The sequence below is a fragment of the Rhodococcus sp. M8 genome, assembly GCF_015654185.1.
Classification (GTDB): Bacteria; Actinomycetota; Actinomycetes; order Mycobacteriales; family Mycobacteriaceae; genus Rhodococcus; species Rhodococcus aetherivorans.
Window position 1 is genome coordinate 950,645 of the sequence record NZ_CP064065.1, and the last position, 26,734, is coordinate 977,378.

A 26,734-nucleotide genomic window follows, 5' to 3' on the forward strand; every position below is an offset into this window, starting at 1 on the left:
GTCAGCCTCCTTCGGATCGGGGTCCGGCGACCGGGCCCGGGTCGGAGGACTGGTCCGGCTCCGGCGCGGGGGCCCGCATGCCCCGCTCACGGGCGATGCGCAGGCCCGCGAGCGATGCCGCACCCGCGCTGCCGCCCGCCGCCAGGGCGCCGGGACGCTCGTCCGGGAACCCGGCGAGGATGCGGGCGGTCTGCCGGAAGGTGCACAGCGGTGCGCCCCGGGTGGGCGTGACGGGGCGGCCGGCGCGCAGGTCGTCGACGAGCGCGCGGGCCGAGTCCGGGGTCTGGTGGTCGAAGAACTCCCAGTTGACCATCACGACGGGTGCGAAGTCGCAGGCGGCGTTGCATTCGAGGTGCTCGAGGGTGATGGTGCCGGCCTCGGTGGCGTCGCCGGCGGCGTCCTCCGCGGTGCCGGCGGCTGCGGTGCGCAGCCCGAGGTGTTCCTCGAGCGCTTCGAGGATCTCGTCGCCGCCCATGATCGCGCACAGGGTGTTGGTGCAGACGCCGACGAGGTAGTCGCCGGTGGGCTCGCGCCGGTACATGGAGTAGAACGTGGCCACCGCGCCGACCTCGGCGCCGGTGAGCCCGAGCCGGTCGGCGCAGAACTCGACGCCGGCCGGGGTGATGTACCCGTCCTCGGACTGCACCAGGTGCAGCAGCGGCAGCAGGGCGGAGCGTGGCTGCGGGTAGCGGCCGATGATCTCCGCGGCGTCGGTCTCGAGGCGGGCCCGCACGTCCGCCGGGTACCGCTCGCGGGCGCCCGGCCGCACCAATCGGGTCCGCTCCTCGGGTCGTGGGCCGAATTGGATGAACACCGGGCCGGGGGCCGGGTCCGGCTCGATCGCTACTCGCTGCTCCTGCGTCAACGGTCCACTCCCCCCATCACGGGATCGATGCTGGCGACCGCGGCGATGACGTCGGCGACCATGCCGCCCTCGCACATCGCGGACACCGCTTGCAGGTTCGTGAAGGACGGGTCCCGGAAGTGCACCCGGTACGGCCGGGTGCCGCCGTCGCTGACCATGTGCACGCCCAGTTCCCCGCGCGGGGACTCGACGGCGGTGTACACCTGGCCGGGTGGGACGCGGAAACCCTCGGTGACGAGCTTGAAGTGGTGGATCAGGCCCTCCATCGAGTTGCCCATGATCTTCCGGATGTGCTCCGGGGAGTTACCGAGACCGTCCGCGCCGAGGGACAGGTCGGCCGGCCACGCGATCTTCTTGTCCTCCACCATGACCGGCCCGGGTCGCAGCCGGTCGAGACACTGCTCGACGATCCTGATCGACTGCTTCATCTCGTCGATCCGGATCAGGTAGCGGCCGTAGGCGTCGCATCCGGTGTCGGTGCACACGTCGAACTCGTAGGTGTCGTAGCCGCAGTACGGTTGCGACTTGCGCAGGTCGTGCGGCAGGCCGGTCGAGCGCAGGACGGGGCCGGTGATGCCGAGGGCCATGCAGCCGGTCAGGTCGAGGTAGCCGATGCCCTGGGTGCGGGCCTTCCAGATGTGGTTCTCATTGAGCAGGTCCGCCATGTCCCGCAGCCGCCGGGGCAGCAGGTCGAGCAGGTCGCGGATCTTCTCGACCGCCCCGGCCGGCAGGTCCTGCGCGAGCCCGCCCGGACGGATGTAGGCGTGGTTCATGCGCAGACCGGTGATCGTCTCGAACACGTCGAGGATCAGTTCCCGCTCCCGGAAACCGAGGAACATCGCGGTCATCGCGCCGAGTTCCATGCCGCCGGTGGCCAGGGCGACGAGGTGCGAGGAGATCCGGTTGAGCTCCATGAGCAGCACGCGGATCACGGTGGCCCGTTCGGGGATCGCGTCGGTGATGTCGAGCAGCTTCTCGACGCCGAGGCAGTAGGCGGTCTCGTTGAAGAACGGCGACAGGTAGTCCATCCGGGTGACGAAGGTGACGCCCTGGGTCCAGGTGCGGTATTCGAGGTTCTTCTCGATGCCGGTGTGCAGGTAGCCGATTCCGCAGCGGGCCTCGGTGACGGTCTCGCCCTCGATCTCGAGCACGAGCCGCAGGACGCCGTGGGTCGACGGGTGCTGGGGCCCCATGTTGACCACGATGCGTTCGTCGCCGCGGTCGGCGGCCGAGGCGCGGGCGGCCTCGACGATGCTGTCCCAGTCCTCGCCGACGACGGTGTGGACCGGCCCCTCGGTGATGTCGGTCATCAGCTGTACGCCCTCCGCTCGTCGGGCGGCGGGATCTCCGCCCCGTGGTACTCGACGGGGATGCCGCCGAGCGGATAGTCCTTGCGTTGCGGATGCCCCGACCAGTCGTCGGGCATCTCGATGCGGGTCAGCGACGGGTGGCCGTCGAACACGATCCCGAAGAAGTCGTAGGTCTCGCGCTCGTGCCAGTCGTTGGTCGGATACACCCCGTACAGCGACGGGATGTGGGGGTCGGCGTCCGGGGCCGACACCTCGAGCCGGATGCGGCGGTTGTGGGTGATCGACATGAGCGGGTACACCGCGTGCAGTTCGCGGCCGGTGTCCTGCGGGTAGTGCGCCCCGTCGACGCCGAGGCAGAGTTCGAAGCGCAGGTCCGGTTCGTCGCGCAACCGCCGGGCCACCTCGGGAAGGTGCTCGCGACGGACGTGGAAGGTCAGCTCACCGCGGTGGACGACGACCTTCTCGATCGCCGCCTCGACATCCACCCCGGACTCGGTGACGGCGGCGTGCAGGGCGTCGGCCACGTCGTCGAAGTACCCGCCGTACGGGCGCGGGGTGCTCCCGGGCAGGGTCACCGGGCATACGAGCCGCCCGTAGCCGGAGGTGTCGCCGCTGCCGCGGACCCCGAACATGCCCGTGCGGACGCCGATCACCTCGGCGCCGCCGTCGGGCCGCGCCGGCAGCGTTCCCTCGGGGCCGGTGGTGGCCGCCCGGTCCACCGGCAGTGCGGTGTCCTGCGCGTGCGTCGCGGGATCCGTAGGGCGCGAGGACCGTTCGTTGTCGGAGGAGGAGGTCACCGGGCCGACCCCCGCACCTGGAGGGTGGGCACGACGGGCCGGGCGGCGGCCAGGGCCGCCTCCTCGGCGGCCTGCACGGCCTTCTCCCGGTCCACGCCGAGCGGCATCTGCTGGATCTTCTCGTGCAGCATCAGGACGGCGTGCAGCAGCATCTCCGGCCGCGGCGGGCACCCGGGTAGGTAGATGTCGACGGGAACGATGTGGTCGACACCCTGGACGACGGCGTAGTTGTTGAACATGCCGCCCGAGGAGGCGCACACACCCATGGCCAATACCCATTTCGGCTCGACCATCTGGTCGTAGACCTGCCGCAGCACCGGGGCCATCTTCTGGCTGACCCGGCCGGCGACGATCATGAGGTCGGCCTGTCTCGGCGAGGCGCGGAACGCCTCCATCCCGAACCGTGCGATGTCGAACCGCGGCGACACGGTGGTCATCATCTCGATCGCGCAGCACGCGAGCCCGAAGGTCGCGGGCCACAGCGAACCCTTGCGCGCGAAACCGGCGAAACTCTCCACCGTGCTCAGCAGAAAGCCGCTCGGCAACTTCTCCTCGAGACCCATGTCCGACTCTTATCACTTTCGGTCGGTGTTCGAATCCATTACGGCACAATCCCATTCCCTGTCGCGGTCATTCCCAGCCGAGACCACCCCGCCGCCACTCGTAGACGTAGGCGACGGCGACGTTGAACACGAACAGCGCCATCGCGGCCAGCCCGAAGACCCCCAGGGCATCGAGGTGCACGGCCCACGGATAGAGGAACACGATCTCGATGTCGAAGATGATGAACAGCATGGCCGTCAGGTAGTACTTCACCGGGAACCTGCCGCCGCCCGGCGGCTGCGGCGTCGGGTCGATCCCGCACTCGTAGGCTTCGAGCTTGGCTCGGTTGTAGCGGCTCGGGCCGATCACCGAGGACACGACGACCGAGAACACCGCGAAGGCGACCGCGATCCCTCCGAGCACGAGGATCGGGATGTAGACGTTCATGGCGCCTGGCTCCTCTCCGTGCGAGCCGGCCACCCGCGCCGACCCCGTTGCCCTTGCCGACCTCCACCGGCCGCTGGGGCCGAACGATCACGATACGGAGACAGTGCCGTGAGTCACTTCAACCGCATCATTGTGATGTACGGCTCAGCCTACCGGCGCGGTGTCCCGCCGAGGCGGATACGACGCGGCGTGATTTCTCCGTTTCGCCCGACCCTTGCGGGGGTGCCGGGACGCCGGGACCGGCAGATCGCCCGGACCGTGGGCCGATGCCGGCGCCCGCTTCGCGCCGCCCTCAGGTGGTGCTGCGGCCGCGCAGCAGCGCGACGACCGTCTCCGCGAGGCGGAACGGGTCGAGAGGCCGCGGCACCGCGGCCTCGGCGCGGGACCAGTCGGCCAGCCACGCGTCGTCCGCCCGGCCGGTCAGCACGACGACGGGCGGGCACTGTTCGAGTTCGTCCTTGAGTTGCTTGGCGATCCCCATCCCACCGGCGGGGGCCGCCTCGCCGTCCAGGATCGCGAGGTCGATACCACCGGCGTCCATGCGGCGGATCACCATCGGCTCGGTCGCCACCTCGACGAAGTCGAGTTCGGGGAGTTCGGGATCGGGTCGCCGGCCCAGCGCCCGGGTGACCTGCTCGCGCGTGTCGGCGTCGTCGCTGTAGACGAGAACGCGCAGGGCGGCAGGACGGCTGGTACTCGCGGTCGAGTCGGTCACGGAGCAGATGCTACTGGCCGGAACGGAGGGGCCCGGGAGGCGAGCCGCGGCACGCACGGCTCGCGGCCGCCTGCGCCCCGCCGGTCCCGCCGACGGCAGGCGACCGGTCCCCGTGCTCACCTGGCGTTACCGGGTGAGGAGAGCCAGGCTGCCACGAGGGCCGGTCACACCGCCGATTCTACTCGCCCGGAAGAGCTTCGGAATCTCCCGGCCCCTTCCCCTCGGAACCGGCGGTGGCCTGGGCGTACCGGTGTTCCGGCAGCACCAGCATGCGGGCGTACGCGATCGCTCGGGGCGTGGTCGCGAAGACGTGCCGCTCCTCGCTGTCCTTGGTGGTGAAGACACCCAGCGCGGACAGCGGCCGCAGGTGCTCCGGTTTGGCCCCGGAGATCAGGACCGTGATGTGCCGGTGCTCGAGCTTGGTGATGGCGTCCTTGAGGACGAGGGCGCCGGTGGCGTCGATGGCCGTCACCCGGGACATGCGCAGGATCACGACCTTGACGTCCGTGACGTCGGCGAGCTCGAGCAGGAATCGGTGGGCCGCGGCGAAGAACAGAGCGCCGTCGATCCGGTACGCGACGATGTGCTCACGCAACAGCTCGTGTTCCTCGGCGGCGTGATCCCCTTCCTCGTCGAGGGGAACCTGCTCGATCCGGGCGGACTTCGCGACCGCCCGCAGCGCGAGCACCGCAGCGAACCCGACACCGATCGCGACCGCCGTCACGAGGTCGAGGGCGACGGTGACCAGGAACGTCACCGTCATGACGATCGCATCCGCGCGGCTCGCCCGCGTGATCGCGACGATCGAGGCGGTCTCGACCATGCGCACCGTGGTGGCGAGCAGAACGCCGGCGAGCGCGGCAAGGGGGATCTGGGCGACGAGCGGCGAGGCGAGGTAGACGATCCCGGCGAGGATGACGGCGTGGGTGAGGGCGGACAGCCGGGACCGCGCCCCCGAGCGGACGTTGACGGCCGTCCGGGCGATCGCGCCCGTGGCCGGAACGCCGCCGAACAGGGGGGCGGCGATGTTGGCCAGGCCCTGCCCGAACAACTCCCGGTCCGGGTCGTGCCGGGTGCCGACGCTCATCGAATCCGCGGCGGTCGCGGACAGCAGCGATTCGAGGGCCGCGAGCGCGGCCACCGCGAGCGCCGGCGCGAGAAGCGACGTCAGCTCACCCAGGTCGAGGAATCCGAGGCTGGGGGCGCTGAAGCCGGACGGGATGGACCCGATCCGCGTGACGTCCAGATGGAACAGCTGTGCGACGACGGTGGCCACCACCACCGCGACGAGCGAGAACGGCAGCTTCGGCAGGTACCGGCCGCCGATCAGGATGGCCGCCGCGACAAGCACCGCCACGACCGTGGGCAGAAGGGACGGCTGGTCGACGAACTGCCGGGCGGCGTCGAACGCGCTCTGCCACACCTTCTCCCCCTCGGCGTGGGCGATGCCGAGCGCGGCCGGAACCTGCTGCAGGGCGATGACCACGGCGATCCCGGCGGTGAAGCCCTCGATCACCGGGGCGGGCATGAACCGCACCGCCCGGCCGATGCCGGCGAAGGCGAGGACGACGAGAACGACGCCGGCGACGAGTCCCACCGCGAGGACGCCGGAGGCGCCGTGCTCATGGAAGATCGGCACCAGGACGACGGTCATCGCGCCGGTCGGGCCCGACACCTGGAAGCGGGAGCCGCCGAACACGGCGGCGACCGCTCCCGCGACGACGGCGGTCGCGAGGCCCGCCGCGGCCCCGAGACCGGAGCTGATGCCGAAGCCGAGCGCGAGGGGCAACGCGACGAGGGCGACGACGAGTCCGGCGGTCAGATCGGCGCGGGGCGAGCGCAGGGCCGGTTTCCACTCGACCCAGCGCGGCATCAGCGCGGCGACCGACCGCGCGGCGCGAGCCACGACGGTGCCGGCTCCCGCCGCCTCTTCCTCGGTGCGCCCGGTCACCGCATCCTGCTGCTCTGTCGACATCGACATCGTGCCTCCACCACAAACAATAAATAAGCACTTAATAAAGTCTGCAATCAATGCGCGCGAAGCGCCCCGGTGCGCGACCGGCTCAGCGGCGCGCTCGGCCCGCCGGTTCGGCTACGTCGTCCTCGAGCAGCTCCGCCTGTCCGGCGACCACCCCCGTGAGGATGGCGCGGGCGACGCCCAGCAGTTCCGCGACCCGCGGCGACGTCAGCGCGTACGTCACCGACAGCCCCTCCCGGCGCGCGGTGACCAGGCCTGCGCGCCGGAGGATCGCCAGTTGCTGGGAGAGATTGGCGGGTTCGATCCCCACCTCGGGCAACATCTCGGAGACGGCATGCTCGCGCTCGCTGAGCAGCTCGAGGACGCGGATGCGCGCCGGATGTCCGAGCGTCTTGAAGAAGTCGGCCTTCATCCGATAGAGGGGCTGACGCGCCTGCGCGACCATCACCGTTCCCGTCGTCCGAGCCACCGCCGGCGGGCGATGCCGTTACTTGCGTAGTTTAGCAATCAAAGAGGTAGGGTGTGCGTGACATGCGACACACCGGACACCGACACCGTCGGCACCCGGCGCGGTTCAGGAACGCGCCGCACGCCCGAGCCGGGCGAGGCTCGCGGACATCTGCGCGGGCGAGACCCGCGGAAGCCGCACGCGACGCAGGTACGCGGTGTCGGTCACCGCGGACCAGTCGCACGTCTGGCTCACCGCAGCGCCCCCGGTCGTCCCGGTGAAGGACCACTCCCACCGGATGCCGAGCGGCGGCGTGTCCGGGTTGGCCGGCAGCCACGCCAGCAGCCGGTCGGGTTCGAACGCCACCACGTGGTTGACCACCGGATACGCGCTGCGCCCGGGCAAGTGCACCTGCGCGGAGAAGCGCTGGCCGACGGCGGTGATCGGGGGCTGCCCCGCGGGCACCTGCACCGTACCCGAGCCGTCGATCTCGCTGTGCCGCAGCGGGTCCCGCATCACCCCGAACAGCGCCGCGGCCGACACCGGTATCGTGGCCTCGACCCGGACCGATGTCGTCGTGCGCACCACGCGCACCCCGGCCCCACCGATGTCGCCGACCCCTGCCGCTTCTCCCCCATCGTTCACGCCGCACATCGTGCCACCTCGGCGCGCAATCGTTGCGCGGCGTCCGGAGCGTGATCCGGGTCGAACGCGCATATCGCGCCGGGCGGCGGGGTATGCGTGCAAAGGTGGAACCGCCACCGATCACGGGAGGAAGCACATGATTGTCCGCAGAATTGCCCGCCCCATGCTCGCGTCGGTCTTCGTCGCCGGGGGCATCGACGCGCTGAGAGACTCGTCCACCAAGGCGGCGGCAGCGCAGCCGGGACTCGACCGGGCGGTGGGCATGCTGCCCGACACGGTGACGCAGAAGCTCCCGGACTCGGTGAGCGAGAAGCTCACGAACGATCCGGAGACACTCGTGCGGATCAACGCCGCCGTGCAGATCGGGGCGGGTGCGCTGCTCGCGGTCGGGAAGGCACCGCGGCTGGCGGCTCTTGCCCTGGCCACCACGCTCGTGCCCACGACGGTGGCGGGTCACGACTTCTGGAACGTCGAGGATGCGGAGGCCCGGGCCATCCAGCGCACCCAGTTCCTCAAGAACGTCAGCCTGCTCGGCGGGCTGATCATCACCGCGGTGGACACCGAAGGCAAGCCGTCGCTGGGGTGGCGCGGACGGCGGGCCGCACGGCGCGCCCAGGAGGCCGTCGCCGGTGTCCTGCCTCATCAGGACGACGGCGCGGGCGAAGCGGTCACCGAGAGCCTGCACAAGGTGGCCGAGCGGGTCCGGGTCCTGTCGGAGGAGGCAGCGGAGGTGGCCGGCACCGCCCGTGAGCGTGGAAGCCACCTGCTGGGCGTTGCCCGCGAGCGCGGACCCGAGCTCGCCGAGGTCGCCCGCGAGCGCGGCACGCACCTGCTCGACGTCGCCCGCGAACGCGGCCCCGAACTCGCCGACGTCGCCCGCGAACGCGGCACCGAACTGCTCGACGTCGCCCGCGAACGCGGACCCGAACTCGCCGACGTCGCCCGCGAACGCGGCACCGAACTCGCCGACGTCGCCCGCGAACGCGGCACCGAACTGCTCGACGTCGCCCGCGAACGCGGACCCGAACTCGCCGAGGTCGCCCGGGAACGGAGTTCGCTGCTGTGGGGCACGGCCCGTGAGCGCGGCCCGGAGCTGGCGAAGGTCGCCCGCGAGCGGGCGCTGACGGCGGAGGAGCGTTCCCTGTTGCTGGCGCAGCAGGCCCGTCACCGCGCCGAGGAGGCCCTCACCCGCGCCCGCCTGCAGTTGCAGCGCTGACAGCACGGTCCCGCACCCGGCGATTCTGCGCCGGTGCGGGACCGCCACTAGACTTCTTGGGCACTTCGTGGCGACGCACCCGCCGCCCGTCCGACCCCGAGGAGACCCCTTGCCGGCCGATGGCCTGTCCCACCCCGACCATGAGCGTGAGCAGGTCTACCTGTCGATGCTGTACGGCCACCTCGACTCCATGCGGGCCTACGCCAAGACCCGGCTGAGCCGGGTGCTGCTCGACACCGGCGGCACTCCGCAGGCCCGCAGCGAGCGGGAGTCCTTCACGCAGCTGTACACCGAGGACATCGCGAAATACGACGCGGCCGAGCACGGGCTGTGCTTCGGCCGGATCGACGTGCGCGACGGCGAGGACGGCGACGGGACCGAGGTGCGGTACATCGGCCGCATCGGCATCCTCGACGAGGCGAACGACTACGAGCCGCTGCTGCTGGACTGGCGGGCGCCGTTGGCCCGGCCGTTCTATCTGGCGACGCCGGCGGCGCCGGAGGGCGTGACGCGGCGCCGGCACATCCGGTCGCGCAGCCGCGCGATCACCGCGCTCAACGACGAGTACCTCGATCTCGACGCGGCCCAGGCGCACGACGCCACCGTCTCGGCGGGGGGTGTCGCCGGCGAGACGGCGCTGCTGGCCGCGCTGAACGCCGCGCGGACCGGGCAGATGCACGACATCGTCGCGACGATCCAGGCCGAGCAGGACGCGATCATCCGATCCGAGCACAAGAGCGTGCTCGTCGTCCAGGGCGGCCCGGGCACCGGGAAGACCGCGGTGGCCCTGCACCGGGCGGCGTTCCTGCTGTACACGTACCGTCGGCAGCTCGCGAAGAGCGGTGTGCTCATCGTCGGACCGAACTCGACGTTCCTGGACTACATCGGGCAGGTGCTGCCGTCCCTCGGCGAGACCGGCGTGTTGCTGTCCACGATCGGTGACCTGTACCCCGGGGTGCGCGCGAGCGTCGAGGACTCCCTCGAGGCAGGCGCCATCAAGGGCTCCCTCGGCATGATCGAGGTGCTGAAGAAGGCGGTGCGGGACCGTCAGGAGATCCCGACGACGCCGATCCCCCTGGTCTTCGACACCTACCGGCTGACCCTCGACCGCAAGACGGTCACGCGGGCGCGGGGCCGGGCCCGGTCGTCGCGCCGGCCGCACAACCTGGCTCGCCCGATCTTCGTCTCCGCGGTGGTGGACGCGCTCGCCGACCAGCTCGCGTCGATCATCGGTGCGAATCTGGTCGACGGCGGAAACCTGTTGAGCCGGGACGACATCGACGACATCCGGGCCGAGATGCGGGCGGACCGCGACATCACGGCGGCGATCGACTCGCTGTGGCCGCAGCTGAGCCCGCAGCAGGTGCTCGCGGAGCTGTTCGCGTCCCGGCAGCGGCTCGCGTCGGCGGCGCCGGAACTCGACGAGGACCAGCGCGCACTGCTGCTGCGCCCCTCGGCGACGCGGGTGTTCAGCGCCGCGGACGCGCCACTGCTCGACGAACTCGCCGAGTTGCTCGGCGTCGACGACGCGGCCGAGCGGGAGCGCGTCGCGCGGCAGTGGCGCAAGCAGATCGCCGACGCGCAGGGCGCCCTGGACATCCTGACGGGGTCGGCCCCGCAGGATCTCGAGGACGAGCTGGATCCGGAGATCCTGATGGCGTACGACCTGATCGACGCCGACCAGCTCGCGCAGCGACAGAGCCGCTCGAGCCACGAGACCACGGCCGAACGGGCCGCCGGGGACCGGACCTGGACGTACGGGCACGTGATCGTCGACGAGGCGCAGGAGCTGTCCGAGATGGCCTGGCGGATGCTGATGCGGCGCATCCCGAACCGTTGGATGACCCTGGTCGGCGACACCGCGCAGACCGGCGATCCGGCCGGCAGCTCGTCCTGGCAGCGGATCCTGGAGCCGTACGTGGCCAACCGGTGGAAGAAGGCCGAGCTGACCGTCAACTACCGCACGCCCGCGGAGATCATGGAGATCGCACATGCGGTCCTCGCCGAGATCGATCCGCACCAGGTGCCGCCCCGCTCGGTGCGCGAGTCCGGGTTCACACCGTGGGTCCGGAACGTCGACGCGGACGGCCTTCTCGAAGCCGTGCACGGCGCCCTCGCGGCCGAGGACGGCCCGGGCCTCACGGCGGTGATCGTGCCGCACGATCTCGCGGCGCAGTGGGCGCATCTGCGGTCGGACTCGGTTCGGGTGTCCACCGTGAAGGACGTCAAGGGACTGGAATTCGATTCGGTGCTGCTGGTGGAGCCGACCGCCATCGTGGCGGAGTCGCCTCGCGGGCTCAACGACCTGTACGTGGCGCTCACCCGCGCCACCCAACGGCTCGGGGTGCTGCACACCGGGGAACTGCCCGAGGCACTGGCGGCGCTGGTGGCGCCGGCCCGGCTGTGACAGGTCACCGATGTGCCGTTTCACCGCCTGCGCCGTTCGGCCGGGCGGTATGTTGCGGACGAACGTGCGACCGGTCGGAGCGGGAGGCGGGGCGGTGAGAGCGGTGTGGCCTCGGGGGCGCTGGGCGCGCATCCTGGCAGGGTTCGGGGTCCTCGCCACCACCGCGGGTTGTGCGGGGACCGCGGCCTCGGAGGACTCCGCGGCCGCCATCCCGGTCACGGTCCCGATGGCGGCCGCACCGGTCGAGGCGGAGGCGCTGGACGGGCCGGCCCTGCGGTTCAAGCAGGCCCTGGCCGAGGCCGGGCTGGCCGCCGGGGTACCCGACGAGACGCTGGTGGCACTGGTCCGGGGGACGTGTGCCCAGCTGGCCGCCGGCCTGCCGGAAGAACAGATCCTCGGCTCGGTCCGGTCCGTCGCGGCCTTCGCGGCGTCCGTCTCGCGGGCGGCGTTGCAGGGCGACGACGCCGCCCGGTTCTACGTGGGTGCCGCCCGCGAGACCTACTGCTGATCGACGCGTCAGCGGACGGTGTGCACGATGAGCACGTCCGAGGTCGACTTGCGGGCCAGATCCGAGGGTACGGAGCCGAGCAACCGGCCGGTGAGGGTGTTCAGGCCCCGGTTGCCCACGACGAGCAGGTCCGCCTCCACCTCGTCGACCAGTTCGAGGAGCGAGTCGACGGGAGCCCCGACGACGGCCCGTTCGAGGACGTTCTTGGCGCCGGCTGCGTGGGCCTTCTCCCGGGCGGTGCGCAGGATGTCGTAGGTGGGCGCCGATCCGGTCACCTGGTAGGCGTCCTCACCGAGCACGTCGGCGGCGCGGGCGCTGTCCTTCGGATCCACCGGGTAGTAGGCGCACGCGATGACGAGGCGGGCCTCGGCGTCACCGGCGAGAGCTGCTGCCTTCTCGACGGCGCGGTACGACGACTCGGAACCGTCGGTTCCGACGACTACGGTCCGGTAGGCGCTCATGCATTCCTCCATGAAATTGGTCGGGTTTCGCCGGCGGGCGACCGTCGTTGCGTCCCCCTTCCGACTGCTGCGTCGACAGTAGCGGCCGACCGGACGGGGTTGACGGCCTTTGGGGTGGATCCCACAGGGCCCGCCGCCGTGCGCTCGACGCCACTGACGACCGTTGACGTTACCGTGCGTCACCGTAACGCGGACCGAACATCTGCGCGGGGAACACGCCGGATTCCACGATGGCGTCCCGCCACGGCAGCGCGAGCTCCGTCAGCCGGTCGGCCTTGTCTTCGCCCAGCGCCGCCCACGGCACCGCCGCGAGGTCGTCGGTCAGGTCCTCGACGAGTTCGCGGACCTCGAAGCCCTCGTCCGTGAGCGCACCGGAGCGGTCGAGCAGTCCGCGCGAGCGCAGCGCCGTCTCCGCGTCGGCCCACTCCTCCTTGCTCCAGCCGCGGCGCGCGCGGGCGAAGTCCTCGCTGAACCCGATCCCCGCGGCGGTGTGGGTGACGAGGGCCTCGATCCCGGTCAGGCCGGCGGTCTGCAACGCCGCGACGTGCCCGTCGCCCCGGTATTCGCGCAGCAGGGTCAGCGCGTGCCACAGGATCAGGTGCGGGGCGTCCGGCCACGGCAGGTCGGCGTGCCCCGCGTACAGCGGCCGGCCCTCCGGTCCCGGGACGGCCCGGGCGGCGCTCGCGGCGAGGTCCGCCGCCTCGCGCATCTCCGGCGAGTCCAGCACCTCGGGCCCGAGGATTCGGGCCAGCGACTCGTCGATGCCGCGCAGCCGGGCGGCCACGACGGCCTCCGGGGTGGCGAGGCGCCAGGCGTGCGGGATCGCGGACGCGACGAGACGGGGACTGAAGTTGTAGAAGGTGGCGGTCACGACGCCCGCCCCGACCGCGCCGAGCGCGGCGGAACGCGCCGCGAAGTACCGCATCCGGCCGGCCTCGAGGCCGGTGTCGCCGAGCGCGGCGTCGACTTCGGGGGCGAAGTACCCGACGGAGTGGATCAGTTCGAGGGCACGGGCGATGCGGCCGGCAGACTGTGGGTCCATGCCGCAGACGCTACGCGAGGCCGGCGGCGTCCATCCCGCGCAGTTCCTTCTTCAGGTCGGCGATCTCGTCGCGCAACCGCCCGGCCAGTTCGAACTGCAGCTCGCGAGCCGCGTTCATCATCTGGTCGGTCAGTTCCTGCACGAGGTCCGCGAGTTCGGCCCGGGGCATGGATTTCACGTCGCGGCCCTCGTAGACGCCGGCGCTCACGGCGCGACCGGATTCCCCCTGGGCGCGGCGGCCGCGGGAGGCGTTGCGGCCCGAGCCCCCGACCTCCACGGTGTCGTCGGCCTCCTCGTAGACCTGGTCGAGGATGTCGGCGATCTTCTTGCGCAGCGGCTGCGGGTCGATGCCGTGCTCGCGGTTGTACGCGATCTGCTTCTCGCGGCGCCGCTCGGTCTCCTCGATGGCACGCGCCATCGAGTCGGTGACCTTGTCGGCGTACATGTGGACCTCGCCGGAGACGTTGCGGGCGGCCCGGCCGATGGTCTGGATGAGGCTGGTGGTCGAGCGCAGGAACCCCTCCTTGTCGGCGTCGAGGATCGCCACGAGCGAGACCTCGGGTAGGTCGAGGCCCTCGCGGAGGAGGTTGATGCCGACGAGGACGTCGTACTCGCCGAGCCGCAGCTGCCGGAGCAGCTCGACGCGCCGGAGGGTGTCGATGTCCGAGTGCAGGTAGCGCACCCGGATGCCGAGCTCGAGCAGGTAGTCGGTGAGATCCTCGGACATCTTCTTGGTGAGGGTGGTGACGAGCACCCTCTCGTCCCGGTCGGCGCGCTCGCGGATCTCGTGTACCAGGTCGTCGATCTGGCCCTTGGTGGGCTTGACGACGACCTTCGGGTCCACCAGTCCGGTCGGCCGGATGACCTGTTCGACGAACTCGCCGCCGGCCTGCCCGAGCTCGTACGGGCCGGGGGTGGCCGACAGGTACACGGTCTGGCCGATGCGGGCGGCGAACTCCTCCCAGGTCAACGGGCGGTTGTCGACGGCCGAGGGCAGCCGGAACCCGAATTCGACGAGGTTGCGCTTGCGCGACATGTCCCCCTCGTACATGGCGCCGATCTGCGGGACGGTGACGTGGGACTCGTCGATGACCAGCAGGAAGTCCTCCGGGAAGTAGTCGATCAGGGTGGCCGGCGCGGAACCGGCGGGACGGCCGTCGATGTGCCTCGAGTAGTTCTCGATGCCGGAGCAGAACCCGACCTGGCGGATCATCTCGAGGTCGTACTGGGTGCGCATGCGCAGGCGCTGCGCCTCGAGCAGCTTGCCGCGGTTCTCGAGGTCCGCGAGACGGTCCTCGAGTTCGGCCTCGATATCGGTCACGGCCCGTTCCATCCGCTCCGGCCCGGCGACGTAGTGGGTGGCGGGGAAGATCCGCAGCGCGTCCACCTTGCGCACCACGTCCCCCGTCAGAGGGTGCAGGTAGTAGAGCGCGTCGATCTCGTCGCCGAAGAACTCGATGCGCACGGCGAGTTCCTCGTACGCGGGGATGATGTCGACGGTGTCGCCCTTGACCCGGAACGAGCCGCGCGTGAACGCCATGTCGTTGCGGGTGTACTGCACGTCCACCAGCAGGCGCAGCAGGGCGTCGCGGGGCACCTCCACCCCGACCTCGAGCGCGATGGAACGGTCCAGGTAGGACTGCGGCGTGCCCAGGCCGTAGATGCACGACACGGACGCGACCACCACGACGTCGCGACGGGAGAGCAGCGCGGAGGTGGCCGAGTGCCGCAGCCGTTCCACGTCGTCGTTGATCGAGGAGTCCTTCTCGATGTACGTGTCGGTCTGCGCGATGTACGCCTCGGGCTGGTAGTAGTCGTAGTACGACACGAAGTACTCGACGGCGTTGTGCGGCAACATCTCCCGCAGCTCGTTGGCGAGCTGCGCGGCGAGGGTCTTGTTCGGCGCCATCACCAGGGTGGGGCGTTGGACCCGCTCGATCAGCCACGCGGTGGTGGCCGACTTGCCGGTGCCCGTGGCGCCGAGCAGCACCACGTCCTTCTCCCCCGCCTGCAGGCGGCGCTCGAGTTCGTCGATCGCGGCCGGCTGATCCCCGGCAGGCTTGTGGTCGCTGACCACCTCGAACCGGCCCTCGGCCCGTTCGATCTCCCCCACGGGGCGGAACTCGGAGTGGGCGACAACGGGATGCTCGCTTGCGAACGCCATGGGAACCAGGGTAGGCGGCGGCACCGACAATGCCGATCGGCGGCGGCAGGGACCCGGTGCCTGGCCGCCGGGACACGGAGTCATCCGCCGGGACACGGAGTCGTCCGCCGGGACACGGAGTCGTCCGCCGGGCATGATCGGTCGGACCGGCCCGCCCGTCCACCGTCGGCTCTCGTCGGACCGTCCGCCCGGGAGACCGCGAAATCCAGGGGGTACACGTGAACGCTCGCAACGACCCGAAGCCCGCGGTGGCGCCCCCACCGGACTATCGGGTCCACACCCGGCTGGACCTGAAGAACGACACGCGGGCGGCCGCGGCCGTCCGGACCGTCCTCGTCCTCACCGTCGCCGTGCTCCTCGGCGCGGCAGTGGTCCTGGGCCTGCCGCTGCGGAGCGGGTGGGGCACGGCGCCCACGGTCGTCGTCACCGTTGTGGCGTGCCTCGGCTACCTGGCGGTGCACGAACTGACCCACGGCCTGGTCTCCCGGATCCTCTCCGGCGTGCGCCCGACGTACGCGGTGCGGTTCCCCTTCCTGACGACGGGCAGCGACGCCTGGCTCACGCGGAACGCGGCCGTGACCGTCACCCTCGCCCCCGTGGCGCTGTGGGGCGCGGTCCTGGTGGCCTTGCTGTTCGCCGTGCCCGCCGACTTCGTCCTCACCGTCTTTGTCGTCACGGTGGTGAACTTCGCGGGGTCGGCCGGCGACTACGTCCAGGCCGGCGCGCTGTGGCGGCTGCCCGCCTCCGCGCTCGTGCAGGACAACGGGCACGAGACGACGACGGTGGTGCCGGCCGGGCCGGCGGGCCGGTAGGTCCGGCACCGGCGGGTTCGCCGGCCCGGACCGCAGTAACGTTCAGCCCATGTCCGAGGCGAAACTTCACCACGTCAAGGTCGAGACCTTCGATGTGGCCGCGCACACGAACGTCGACCCGAAGGGCATCGTGCGGGAGGTGGAGGTGTACCGGGTCGAGCGGTGGGGCCTGTACATGGCGCGGCCCGCCGACCACCCGCAGTTCGGGTATCTCGAGTCGTGGCTGCTGCCGGACCTCGGCCTGCGCGCGTCGATCTTCCACTTCCGGCCCGGTTTCGAACGCGACCAGGACCGGTACGTCGACGTCGGCGAGTTCTGGTGCGAGGGGAACGTGTGGCACTCGCGCGACCACTACCTCGATCTCGTGGTGCGCACCGGCCGCGACACCGCCGTCGAGGACGTCGACGAACTGCTCGCCGCCGCGGCGGCGGGACTGCTGGATCCGGGGACCGCCGAGCGCGCGGTGCAGCGGGCGTTGCGGGCGGTGGACGGCATCGCCACGCACGGCCACGACCTCGATGCCTGGCTGGCCGCGCTGGCCATGCCGGTCAGCTGGCGCTGAGCGGGTCCCGCCTCGGTTCGGGCGTCAGGCCGACCAGCCGGTCTTCTCGGCCCACTCCCAGGCACGCGTGTAGGCGCCGTCGAACCAGGGGGCCTTCTCCCCGGCGTAGACGGCGGCGGCCTCGGCCGGGTCGTGCCGGGCGGCCGCGTCACGGGCCGCGGCCTGCTTGATCTCGGCGAACTCGGCGACGGCCTCGGAGTTCGCGCGCAACCAGTCCCGCAGCAGCAGCGCGAACTGCTGGCCGGGCCAGCCCTGCACCCGCAGGTGCACGTACGCGGGCCGACCGGGGTCGGCACTGCCGTGCAGGCGCGCGCCCCACACGGCCGGATCGGTCTCGCCGCCGGCACCGTACGACGGCCGCGGGTCGTCGTGGTCGACGTGGGCGATGCGGGGGAATCCGGCGCCAGCGAGTGCGTCCTCGAGCGCCTCCGCCGCGGCGAGGTCCGGCACGGTGATCTGGAGGTCGAGCACGTCGACGGCGGCCAGCCCGGGCACGGCGGTCGAGCCGATGTGGTCGATCCGCAGGGCGCCGCCCCCGGCGGCGAGCGCGAGCCGACCGATCAGCCGCTGCGCCTGCCGGTGCCAGTCCGGATTCGGATCGACGAGCACCGGCGCCGGCTGCATGGGGGTGCGGCTGCGCAGGTTCGCCTCGAACGGCACGAGCCGCTCGGTCCACAGGGCGCGCACGGCCGCCGCGAGGGCGTCCCGGTCGCCGTTGTTGTCCAGCCAGACGTCTGCGGCTGCGCGGCGCTGTTCGTCGGTGGCCTGGGCGGCAATGCGGGCACGCGCGTCGCCCTCGGGCATCGCGCGCAGTTCGACCAGGCGGCGCAGGCGCTCGCCGGCGTCGGTGTGCACCACGGCGACGAGGTGGAACGCGGGCGCCATGCCGCCCTCGACGAGGAGCGGGATGTCCTGGACGACGATGGCGTCGGCGGGTGCGGCGGCGACCAGTTCGGCGGTGCGCGCCCCCACCCGGGGATGGGTGATCGCGTTGAGCACCGCCCGCGCCTCGTCGCTGGCAAAGGCCTTGGCGGCCAACGCCGGTCGGTTCAGGGATCCGTCCGGCAGCAGGATGTCGTCACCGAAGGCCGCGGCGAGTTCGGCCAGGCCCTCGGTGCCCGGCGCGACGACTTCGCGGGCGATGGTGTCCGCGTCGACGAGCACCGCCCCCAGCGCGACGAGTTCGTGGGAGACGGTGGATTTGCCCGCTCCGATGCCTCCGGTCAGTCCGAGTCTCAGCACGTCGAACAGTGTCGCATCACCGATCCGGGTGCCGGACACCGGCCGGTCGTCACACTGCAGTCACAACGGGGTCACGGACTGGTCGCGACCTGGGATTTCGTCGGCAACACGCCCATCTCACCCGCCTCGCCTGCCCCAGAATCATCGGCGCGTCGGATATCGTCGGACCGAGCGTCCGACCATCGTCATTACCCGCCCCACTCGAAAAGGCACCGCATGCGATCCTCCCCTCAGTTGCCCGGTCGGCATCGCCTCGGCATGGAGAACGGTGTTCACTGCATCCTCATCCCCGAGGTCGCCGCCGCGCTCGCCGAGCACCGGCGTAACTGGTTCACCATGCTGCTCAGCAACGCCCGCCACAGCCAGGCGGCGATCCGCAAGCGCGCCGCCGAACTGCCGGCCCAGTGGGCCAGCACCCCGGCGGTGAGCTGAGCACCTCCGGCATCCGGTCGGCGCGACGCCGAAGGCCGCGGCCCCGCTCCTCGAGGAGCGGGGCCGCGGCCTTTTCCGGGGGGACCAGCGTCCGGTGCAGGCTGTCTGCCGGCGCGGAGAACGCGAGGGGCCCCGCACCGGCAGGTACGGGGCCCCTCGCTCGAACGTGTCAGGCGTTGCCGGACAGCTTCTCGCGCAGCGCGGCGAGCTGCGCGTCGCTGGCCAGCGAACCACCGGTCGACTCGGCGGTGCCGGTCTCGGCACCCGTCTCCGACGAGTAGTTGGTGCCGGAGACACCCGCGGCAGCCTCGGCGGCCTCGTCGGCAGCCATCTTCTCGATCTGCGCGGTGTGCATCTTGTGGCGACGCTCGGCCTCCGCGTAGCGGGACTCCCACTCCTCACGCTGCTTCTCGAAGCCCTCGAGCCATTCGTTGGTCTCGGGGTCGAAGCCCTCGGGGAAGATGTAGTTGCCCTGCTCGTCGTAGCTGTCGGCCATGCCGTACTTCGACGGGTCGAACTCGGCGTTGTAGTCCTCGTTCGCCTGCTTCAGCGACAGCGAGATGCGGCGACGCTCCAGGTCGATGTCGATGACCTTGACCATCGCGTCGTCGCCCACGGCCACAACCTGGTCCGGAACCTCCACGTGGCGCTCGGCCAGCTCGGAGATGTGCACCAGGCCCTCGATGCCCTCCTCGACGCGGACGAACGCGCCGAACGGAACGAGCTTGGTGACCTTGCCCGGGACGATCTGACCGATCGCGTGGGTCCGGGCGAACTGACGCCACGGGTCTTCCTGGGTGGCCTTGAGCGAGAGCGACACGCGCTCCCGGTCGAGATCGACGTCGAGAACCTCGACCGTGACCTCGTTGCCGACCTCGACGACCTCGGACGGGTGGTCGATGTGCTTCCAGGACAGCTCGGAGACGTGCACCAGACCGTCGACCCCGCCCAGATCGACAAACGCGCCGAAGTTGACGATGGAGGACACGACGCCCTTGCGGACCTGGCCCTTCTGGAGCTGGTGCAGGAACTCGCTGCGGACCTCGGACTGGGTCTGCTCGAGCCAGGCGCGACGCGACAGGACCACGTTGTTGCGGTTCTTGTCGAGCTCGATGATCTTGGCCTCGATCTCCTTGCCGACGTACGGCTGCAGATCGCGGACGCGGCGCATCTCGACGAGCGACGCGGGCAGGAAGCCACGCAGGCCGATGTCGAGGATCAGGCCGCCCTTGACGACCTCGATGACGGTGCCCTTGACGGCCTCGTCCTTCTCCTTGAGCTCCTCGATCGTGCCCCACGCGCGCTCGTACTGCGCACGCTTCTTCGACAGGATCAGGCGGCCTTCCTTGTCCTCCTTGGTGAGAACCAGGGCCTCGACCTCGTCGCCGACGGAGACGACCTCGTTGGGGTCGACGTCGTGCTTGATGGAGAGCTCGCGGGACGGGATGACGCCTTCGGTCTTGTAACCGATGTCGAGCAGCACCTCGTCGCGATCAACCTTGACGATGGTGCCTTCCACGATGTCGCCATCGTTGAAGTACTTGATCGTGGCGTCGATGGCGGCGAGGAAATCCTCGGCGGAGCCGATGTCGTTGACGGCTACCTGCGGCGAGGTGACGGTGGTGGAGGGCATGTGTTGAGTTGCTCCGGACGGGTTGGTGTCGGTTGATGAAGTTCGGTCGGACAAGCGGACCGCGCGCCGCGCGAACGCCACGCACACTCCGCCGCGGGCGCCCGCGCCGGAACCTTATCGGGCCACGGGCGGACACTCGCGATCATCAGGCTACGCGTCCCGGTGCTAGCTGGGCAAACCCGGCCCGGGCGCGGCGGGCCCGCGGCTCTACGCTGAACGACATGTCCGACGACCGTCACGCCCACGCCCAGTCCGTCCTGGGAGCCACCCGCGCAGGTCGGGCCCGCCTCGGCACGCGGGACAGTGAGCGCGCGAGCCGCACCTGGTGGGACGCCGACGCCGCGGACTACCACCGCACCCACGGCGAGTTCCTCGGCGTGGACTCGGCGGAGGGCGAGTTCGTGTGGTGCCCGGAGGGGCTGCACGAGGGCGACGTGCACCTGCTCGGCGACGTCGCCGGCAAGGACGTCCTCGAGCTCGGCTGCGGGTCGGCGCCGTGCGCCCGCTGGCTCGCGGGCCGGGGCGCCCGGGCGGTGGGTCTGGACATCTCCATGGGGATGCTCGCGCGCGGGCTGACCGCGATGGACCGCGGCGGGCCGCGGGTACCGCTCGTGCAGGCCGGCGCGGAGGACCTGCCCTTCCCGGACGCGAGCTTCGACATCGCGTGCTCGGCGTTCGGGGCGGTACCGTTCGTCGCCGACTCGGCGCGGGTCATGCGGGAGGTCGCGCGGGTGCTGCGCCCGGGCGGGATCTGGGTGTTCGCGGTCAACCACCCGATCCGCTGGATCTTCCCGGACGACCCCGGTGAGCGGGGACTGACCGCGATGCTGCCGTACTTCGACCGCACCCCGTACGTGGAGGTCGACGAGGCCGGCGTACCCACCTACGTCGAGCATCACCGCACCATCGGGGATCGGGTCCGAGAACTCGTCGCGGCCGGCCTCGAGGTACGCGACATCGTCGAACCCGAATGGCCGGAGGGGCTCGACCGCGAGTGGGGCCAGTGGAGCCCGCTGCGCGGGGAACTGTTCCCCGGCACCGCGATCTTCTGCAGCCGTAAACCGGACTGACCCGCCCGCGGCCGCCCGCCCGGCCGATCACCCGTCCGGCCGATGCCCGGTCCCCGCCTGTGTCATGGTCGTGGGGTGACGCCCGCCGAGGACGACTCCGGCGCACCGCGAGCGCCCCGCGCCGATCACCGCGACCCGCCGCGGCACGGCGGCCGGTTGCTGCCCACCACGCGGCTCGACGCGTTCTCCGACGGCGTCTTCGCGATCGTGATCACCCTGCTCGTCCTCGAACTGGACGTACCCGACTCCGCAGCCCGGCTGCTCGAGGACCTGCGCGCCGAGTGGCCCTCCTTCCTGGGATACCTGGTCAGCTTCGCCTTCATCGGTGGTGTGTGGGTCGCCCGCAGCAACCTCACCCGGTTGCTGTGGGCGACCGACGGGGTCTTCCTGCGCCTGAATCTGCTGCGGTTGCTGTTCGTGACCGTCCTGCCGTTCACCACCAGCCTGATGGCGACCCACCTGTCCGACGCGGCGCGAAGGCCTGCCACGGTGGCGTTCGGCCTGAACCTGGCCCTGGCGATACTCATGAGCAACGTGCTGATCGCCTACGCCGTGCGCAACGCCGACCTGACCGACGAGGCGGGCCGGGCCGAACTGCCGGCGCTGGCCCGGGAACGATGGTCGGTGGCGGTACTCATGGCCGCATCGACCCTCCTGGCGGCGTTCCTGCCGCAGCTCGCGGTGGCGTTCTACCTCGCGGTGGCGGTGCTTCTGCTCGTCGAGCCGTTCCGGCTTCTCCGGGTGCCCCGGCACCGAGCAGGCACCGGGTCCGCGTGAACCGGCACCCGGGGGCCTTCGGCCCTTCTGGTCGCCGGAGCGGCCGCCTATGTTGGGCAGCAGGACGACCCGTCCCTCCCACAGACGGGAGACGACCGTGAGCGAGCCTGCGACCCCGGGGCAGGACGATGCCCTGCTGCTCTCGGTGGTCCGGGATCTGGTGGCCGAGAGGTACACGGTCGATCGCGCGGCCGGCACACGGCTCGACAGCGTCTTCGATCGTGATCTCGGGCTCGACAGTCTCGCGGTCACCGAGCTGATCTCCCGCGTCGAGGATGCGTTCGGGGTGAGCCTGGATCATGGGGTGCTCGGCACCGTGACCACCCCGCGTCAGCTGCTGACGGCGGTGCACCACGCACCCGCGCGGGAGCGCCGCCGGCCGGTGCCCGCGCGACGGGCGGCGCCCCCATGCACCGACCGGACGCCGGACGCGACCGCGACCCTGACCGAGGCGCTCTCGTGGCACGCCCGCACCCATCCGGATCGGGTCCACCTGCGCATTCTCACCGAGGGACACCAGAGCGAGATCAGCTACGGCGAGCTGCATTCCGCGGCTGCCACGGTGTCCGCCGCGCTGCTCGCCCACGATCTCCGGCCCGGTGACGCGGTCGGCCTCATGCTTCCCACCAGCCGGGACTACTTCACCACGTTCACCGGCGTGCTCCTGGCCGGGGGCGTCCCGGTACCGGTCTATCCGCCGGCGCGTCCCTCCCAGCTCGCCGAGCACCTCCGTCGGCAGGTGCACATTCTCGACAACGCACGGACCCGTGTGCTGGTCACCGACCCGGAGGCCGCCCGCCTGGCCCGGTTGACGCGCGGCCAGGTGGAGACGGTGCGCCACGTCCTGACCCCGGGCGACCTGGCCGGCTGCGGGGAGGCGACCGGCGGACCGCGCGGCGCCGGCGACATCGCCCTGTTGCAGTACACCTCCGGCAGCACCGGCGACCCCAAGGGCGTGACCCTGACCCACGCGAATCTGCTCGCCAACATCCGTGCGATGGGCAAGGCAGCCGAGGTCTCCACCTCCGACGTCTTCGTCAGCTGGCTGCCGCTCTACCACGACATGGGCCTGATCGGCGCCTGGTTGTCCGGCCTGTACTTCGGGGTGCCGCTGGCGGTGATGTCCCCGCTGGAGTTCCTCGCCCGCCCGGCGCAGTGGCTGTGGGCGATCCACACCCACCGCGGCACCCTGTCGGCGGCTCCGAACTTCGCCTACGAGTTGTGCCTGCGCCGAATCGCCGACGCCGACGTCGAGGGGCTCGACCTCGGCTCGCTGCGCATGCTGTTCAACGGCGCCGAAGCCGTGAACGCGGACACCGTGATCCGGTTCGGCGAGCGGTTCGCCGCCAACGGACTCCGCCGCGAGTCCCTGGCCCCGGTCTACGGGCTGGCCGAAGCATGTGTCGGCCTCACCTTCCCGCCCGTGGGACGGGGACCGGTGATCGATTCGGTCGCCCGCGAACGTTTCCTGCGCACCGGCCGGGCGGCCCCCGCCACCGACGAGGACCCGAACCCGCTGCGCTTCGTCGCCTGCGGCCGGCCGATCCCGGATCACCGGATCCGGGTGGTCGACTCGGCTGCGAACGTGCTCGGCGACCGGCGCGAGGGCCGGATCGAGTTCCGCGGCCCCTCGGCCACCGCGGGGTACTTCCGCAACCCGCAGGCGACCAAGGCGCTGTCCCGGCACGGCTGGCTCGACACCGGCGACCTCGGCTATCTCGACGACGGCGAACTCTACGTCACCGGCCGCATCAAGGACCTCGTCATCCGCGCGGGCCGCAACCTGCACCCGGAGGAGCTCGAGCGGGCGGTGGGCGAGATCCCGGGACTCCGGAAGGGCTGCGTGGCGGTCTTCGCGACCTCCGCGCAGACCGCCGGCACCGAACGCCTGGTCGTGCTGGCCGAGACGCGCGAGACCGAGACAGCCACCCTGGACCGGCTCCGGGAGCGCATCGTCGGGGTCTCCGTGGATCTGCTCGGAACACCGCCGGACGACATCGTGCTCGCCCCACCCGGAACGGTGCGCAAGACCTCGAGCGGCAAGATCCGGCGTTCCGCCACCCGGCAACGCTACGAGCAGGGCGACGTGCGGGCCCGTCCCCGGCCGGTGTGGTGGCAGCTGACCCGCTTCGCGGTCCGCGGCGCGATCCCGAGCCTGCGGCGGGCGGCGCAGCTCGTCCGGACCGGTGCGTTCGCCCTGTGGTGCTGGTCGATGGTCCTCGCGGTCGGCCTGCCGACCCTGATCGCCATGGCGGTGCTGCCCCGCCTCCCGGCGCGCCGCGCGGCCGCGCGCAGGGCCGCCCGCGGTCTCGCCCGCCTGACCCGCACCCCGGTGACCGCGCAAGGGGCCGAGCATCTCGTGCGGCTGCCGAACTGCGTAGTGGTCGCCAACCACGCCAGCTTCCTCGACGGCATCGCGTTGTCGACGATCCTGCCGGGCCGCTACACGTTCGTGGCCGGGGAGGTCTTCGAGCGCAAGCCGTTCATCGGTTTCCTCCTGCGGCGGATCGGTACGCGGTTCGTCGAACGGACCGAACGTGAGCAGAGCGTGGCCGACGCCGATCGGCTGGTCGAGGAGGCACGCGCCGGGGGCCGCCTGGTGGTGTTCCCCGAAGGCGCGCTGTCGCCGGTGCCCGGGCTCCGGTCCTTCCACCTGGGTGCGTTCGTGACCGCCGCACGGGCGGGTCTTCCGGTGGTCCCCGTCGCGATCACCGGCACCCGCGCGATGATGTGGCCCGATCACGGCAGGATCATCCACCGCGGAGCGATCCACCTCGTCGTCGGCGCGCCGATCCTCCCGTCCGGAGACGGCTGGGACGCGGCCGTCGCGCTGGAGCGCGCAGCGCGGGCCGTGATCGCCGAACACTGCGGAGAGCCCGACAGCGGCCGCTGAGGAGGCCCGACCGCTAGAGCAGCTTGGACAGGAACGACTGGGTTCGTTCGTGCTGCGGATTGCGCAGCAGTTCCCTGGGAGCACCGGCTTCGACGACCACGCCGCCGTCCATGAACACCAGTTGGTCGGCGACCTCGCGGGCGAAGCCCATCTCGTGGGTGACCACCATCATCGTCATCCCGCCGGCGGCGAGGTCCCGCATCACCGCGAGAACCTCGCCGACGAGCTCGGGGTCCAGGGCGGAGGTGGGCTCGTCGAAGAGCATGAGCTTCGGCTCCATGGCCAGGGCGCGGGCGATGGCCACGCGCTGCTGCTGGCCGCCGGAGAGCTGGGCCGGGTAGGCGTCGGCCTTGGCCGCGAGCCCGACCTTGTCGAGCAGTTCCCGCCCCAGCGCGACGGCGTCGGCGCGGCGCATCTTCTTCACCAGCATCGGCGCCTCGATGACGTTCTCGAGGGCCGTGCGGTGCGGAAACAGGTTGAAGTGCTGGAACACCATGCCGATCTCGCGGCGCTGCTTGGCCGCCGCCCGCGGGCTCAGCTCGTAGAGCTTGCCCCCGCGTTCGGCGTAGCCGACGAAATGGCCGTCGACGTGCAGGCGGCCGGCGTCGATGTTCTCGAGGTGGTTGATGCAGCGCAGGAAGGTGGACTTACCGGAGCCGGAGGGCCCGATCAGGCATGCCACGGTGCCGTCGGGCACGTCGAGCGACATGCCGTTGAGCACCCGCAGGGCACCGTAGCTCTTGTAGACCCGGTCGGCCTGGACCATCGGTGTCATCGGCGTTCTCCTCCGGGGATGTCGGGTGCCTGCGCCGCGCCGGGCTCGACGGGGACGGGCTTGCCCTGCGCGTCGGCGAGAGCCTGCAACTGCCGCGCGGTGAGCTGGCGGCTCAGGCCCTTCGAGTAGTGCCGTTCCAGGAAGTACTGGCCCACCATGAGCAGGCTCGTGATGGCCAGGTACCACGTGGCGGCGACCAGCAGCAGCGGGATGGGCTGGAAGTTGGCGCCGGAGATGTCCCGGGCGCGGCCGTAGAGCTCGAGGCTGTACGGCACCGCCGCGACCAGCGAGGTGGTCTTGAGCATGCTGATGAGCTCGTTGCCCGTCGGCGGAATGATCACCCGCATCGCCTGCGGCAGGACGGTGCGGCGGATGGTCTGCGACCACGACATGCCGAGCGCCACCGAGGCCTCCGTCTGGCCTTCGGGGACCGAGCCGATCCCGGCGCGCACGATCTCGGCCATGTAGGCGGCCTCGTTCAGCCCGAGGCCGATCACGGCGAACAGGAAGGCGGCGTTGATGCCCTGCAGGTCGATGTGCACGAACTGGTGCACGAACGGGATGCCGAGGTCGAGCTGCTTGTAGATCGAGGGGAACAGACCCCAGAACACCAGCTGCACGTAGACGGGGGTGCCGCGGAAGATCCACAGATACACCCACGAGACGGTCTTGAGCACCGGGTTCGGTGACAGGCGCATGACCGCGAGGAGCACGCCGAGGAGCACGGCGAGCAGCATCGCCAGCACGGTCAGCTGCACGGTCTTCCAGGCCGCCTCGGTGATGCGGCGGTCGAACAGGTACTGCGCGTACACGTCCCAGCGGTACGCCTCGTTGGTGGCGGCGCCGTAGAGGAACAGCGCCAGCAGCACGGCGACGACGATGCCGGCGATCCAGCGGCCGGGCCGGCGCAGCGGCACGGCCTTGATGGTTTCCGGTTCGGTCTGCGGTTCCGGTCCGGTGACGGATGTCGAGCGGTCGCTCATCGCACCCCT

The 26,734-nt window shown here is 71.2% G+C and carries 25 protein-coding genes; 9 read left to right on the plus strand and 16 right to left on the minus strand.

Annotation, left to right across the window (positions count from 1 at the left end; genetic code table 11):
* Position 1: 1 nt before the first annotated feature.
* From nuoE to ISO16_RS04245, 9 genes are all read right to left on the minus strand, one after another.
* A complete protein-coding gene (gene nuoE, locus ISO16_RS04205) occupies positions 2-865 on the minus strand; it encodes an NADH-quinone oxidoreductase subunit NuoE (protein ID WP_072635355.1) in 864 nt (287 codons plus the stop codon).
* Complete coding sequence (nuoD, locus tag ISO16_RS04210) at positions 862-2,175, minus strand: NADH dehydrogenase (quinone) subunit D (RefSeq protein WP_006931006.1); 1,314 nt, start codon at positions 2,173-2,175, stop codon at positions 862-864. Before nuoD ends, nuoE begins: the two co-directional genes overlap by 4 nt.
* Positions 2,175-2,858: an NADH-quinone oxidoreductase subunit C gene (locus ISO16_RS04215; protein ID WP_230304562.1), complete on the minus strand. Its 684-nt coding sequence runs from the start codon at positions 2,856-2,858 to the stop codon at positions 2,175-2,177. The genes nuoD and ISO16_RS04215 overlap by 1 nt, the downstream gene beginning before the upstream one ends.
* A gap of 110 nt (positions 2,859-2,968) precedes the next feature.
* A complete protein-coding gene (locus ISO16_RS04220; protein ID WP_006931008.1) occupies positions 2,969-3,535 on the minus strand; it encodes a NuoB/complex I 20 kDa subunit family protein in 567 nt (188 codons plus the stop codon).
* Positions 3,536-3,602: 67 nt separating this feature from the next.
* A complete protein-coding gene (locus tag ISO16_RS04225; RefSeq protein ID WP_003937927.1) occupies positions 3,603-3,962 on the minus strand; it encodes an NADH-quinone oxidoreductase subunit A in 360 nt (119 codons plus the stop codon).
* Between the two features lie 292 nt (positions 3,963-4,254).
* Positions 4,255-4,677, minus strand: coding sequence for an Rv3143 family two-component system response regulator (locus tag ISO16_RS04230; protein ID WP_029543962.1), 423 nt, complete (start codon positions 4,675-4,677; stop codon positions 4,255-4,257).
* A 178-nt stretch (positions 4,678-4,855) separates the two neighbouring features.
* On the minus strand, positions 4,856-6,658 hold the full coding sequence (locus ISO16_RS04235) for a SulP family inorganic anion transporter (RefSeq protein WP_072635356.1): 1,803 nt from the start codon (positions 6,656-6,658) through the stop codon (positions 4,856-4,858).
* A gap of 82 nt (positions 6,659-6,740) precedes the next feature.
* Positions 6,741-7,100 (minus strand): ArsR/SmtB family transcription factor, encoded by a 360-nt coding sequence (locus tag ISO16_RS04240; protein ID WP_029543966.1) that lies wholly within the window; start codon positions 7,098-7,100, stop codon positions 6,741-6,743.
* A gap of 129 nt (positions 7,101-7,229) precedes the next feature.
* Entirely contained in the window at positions 7,230-7,757 is a 528-nt protein-coding gene (locus ISO16_RS04245) for a hypothetical protein (protein ID WP_037201728.1), read from the minus strand.
* Between the two features lie 127 nt (positions 7,758-7,884).
* On the opposite strand from ISO16_RS04245, the gene ISO16_RS04250 reads away from it, so the two are divergent.
* From ISO16_RS04250 to ISO16_RS04260, 3 genes are all read left to right on the plus strand, one after another.
* On the plus strand, positions 7,885-8,964 hold the full coding sequence (locus ISO16_RS04250; protein WP_083662524.1) for a DoxX family protein: 1,080 nt from the start codon (positions 7,885-7,887) through the stop codon (positions 8,962-8,964).
* Positions 8,965-9,130: 166 nt separating this feature from the next.
* The gene (locus ISO16_RS04255) at positions 9,131-11,371 is read left to right on the plus strand and encodes a HelD family protein (protein WP_139311025.1); all 2,241 of its coding nucleotides are present in this window, start codon (positions 9,131-9,133) and stop codon (positions 11,369-11,371) included.
* Positions 11,372-11,465: 94 nt separating this feature from the next.
* Positions 11,466-11,879 (plus strand): DUF732 domain-containing protein, encoded by a 414-nt coding sequence (locus ISO16_RS04260; protein WP_230304473.1) that lies wholly within the window; start codon positions 11,466-11,468, stop codon positions 11,877-11,879.
* An 8-nt stretch (positions 11,880-11,887) separates the two neighbouring features.
* Here ISO16_RS04260 and ISO16_RS04265 read toward each other — a convergent pair whose 3' ends face one another.
* The 3 genes from ISO16_RS04265 to uvrB form a co-directional block, all read right to left on the minus strand.
* Positions 11,888-12,340, minus strand: coding sequence for a universal stress protein (locus ISO16_RS04265; protein WP_006948093.1), 453 nt, complete (start codon positions 12,338-12,340; stop codon positions 11,888-11,890).
* A 169-nt stretch (positions 12,341-12,509) separates the two neighbouring features.
* A complete protein-coding gene (locus ISO16_RS04270; protein ID WP_006948091.1) occupies positions 12,510-13,382 on the minus strand; it encodes an SCO6745 family protein in 873 nt (290 codons plus the stop codon).
* Positions 13,383-13,392: 10 nt separating this feature from the next.
* Positions 13,393-15,546, minus strand: coding sequence for an excinuclease ABC subunit UvrB (gene uvrB, locus ISO16_RS04275; RefSeq protein ID WP_072635359.1), 2,154 nt, complete (start codon positions 15,544-15,546; stop codon positions 13,393-13,395).
* A 218-nt stretch (positions 15,547-15,764) separates the two neighbouring features.
* Between uvrB and ISO16_RS04280 the strand changes: the two genes are divergently transcribed.
* Positions 15,765-16,358: a DUF3267 domain-containing protein gene (locus tag ISO16_RS04280; protein ID WP_006948084.1), complete on the plus strand. Its 594-nt coding sequence runs from the start codon at positions 15,765-15,767 to the stop codon at positions 16,356-16,358.
* 49 nt (positions 16,359-16,407) lie between these two features.
* Positions 16,408-16,920 carry a DUF402 domain-containing protein gene (locus ISO16_RS04285; protein ID WP_065922522.1) on the plus strand — a complete coding sequence of 171 codons (513 nt, stop codon included), beginning with the start codon at positions 16,408-16,410 and terminating at the stop codon, positions 16,918-16,920.
* Positions 16,921-16,944: 24 nt separating this feature from the next.
* On the opposite strand, the gene coaE is transcribed toward ISO16_RS04285, so the two are convergent.
* Positions 16,945-18,162 carry a dephospho-CoA kinase gene (gene coaE / locus ISO16_RS04290; RefSeq protein WP_072635409.1) on the minus strand — a complete coding sequence of 406 codons (1,218 nt, stop codon included), beginning with the start codon at positions 18,160-18,162 and terminating at the stop codon, positions 16,945-16,947.
* 216 nt (positions 18,163-18,378) lie between these two features.
* Between coaE and ISO16_RS04295 the strand changes: the two genes are divergently transcribed.
* Positions 18,379-18,594, plus strand: a complete 216-nt coding sequence (locus tag ISO16_RS04295) for a hypothetical protein (RefSeq protein WP_006948069.1) — start codon at positions 18,379-18,381, stop codon at positions 18,592-18,594.
* Between the two features lie 169 nt (positions 18,595-18,763).
* Here the strand turns inward: ISO16_RS04295 and rpsA are convergent, their stop codons facing one another.
* The gene (rpsA, locus tag ISO16_RS04300) at positions 18,764-20,227 is read right to left on the minus strand and encodes a 30S ribosomal protein S1 (RefSeq protein ID WP_029543987.1); all 1,464 of its coding nucleotides are present in this window, start codon (positions 20,225-20,227) and stop codon (positions 18,764-18,766) included.
* A 221-nt stretch (positions 20,228-20,448) separates the two neighbouring features.
* Between rpsA and ISO16_RS04305 the strand changes: the two genes are divergently transcribed.
* The 3 genes from ISO16_RS04305 (at position 20,449) to ISO16_RS04315 (ending at position 24,967) form a co-directional block, all read left to right on the plus strand.
* Positions 20,449-21,297 carry a class I SAM-dependent methyltransferase gene (locus tag ISO16_RS04305; protein WP_072635360.1) on the plus strand — a complete coding sequence of 283 codons (849 nt, stop codon included), beginning with the start codon at positions 20,449-20,451 and terminating at the stop codon, positions 21,295-21,297.
* Positions 21,298-21,372: 75 nt separating this feature from the next.
* Positions 21,373-22,074, plus strand: coding sequence for a TMEM175 family protein (locus tag ISO16_RS04310; RefSeq protein WP_072635361.1), 702 nt, complete (start codon positions 21,373-21,375; stop codon positions 22,072-22,074).
* A 97-nt stretch (positions 22,075-22,171) separates the two neighbouring features.
* Complete coding sequence (locus ISO16_RS04315; RefSeq protein WP_072635362.1) at positions 22,172-24,967, plus strand: AMP-binding protein; 2,796 nt, start codon at positions 22,172-22,174, stop codon at positions 24,965-24,967.
* Positions 24,968-24,980: 13 nt separating this feature from the next.
* On the opposite strand, the gene ISO16_RS04320 is transcribed toward ISO16_RS04315, so the two are convergent.
* Entirely contained in the window at positions 24,981-25,742 is a 762-nt protein-coding gene (locus tag ISO16_RS04320; protein WP_006941148.1) for an amino acid ABC transporter ATP-binding protein, read from the minus strand.
* Positions 25,739-26,725 (minus strand): amino acid ABC transporter permease, encoded by a 987-nt coding sequence (locus ISO16_RS04325; RefSeq protein WP_006941147.1) that lies wholly within the window; start codon positions 26,723-26,725, stop codon positions 25,739-25,741. Before ISO16_RS04325 ends, ISO16_RS04320 begins: the two co-directional genes overlap by 4 nt.
* Between the last annotated feature and the right edge of the window lie 9 nt (positions 26,726-26,734).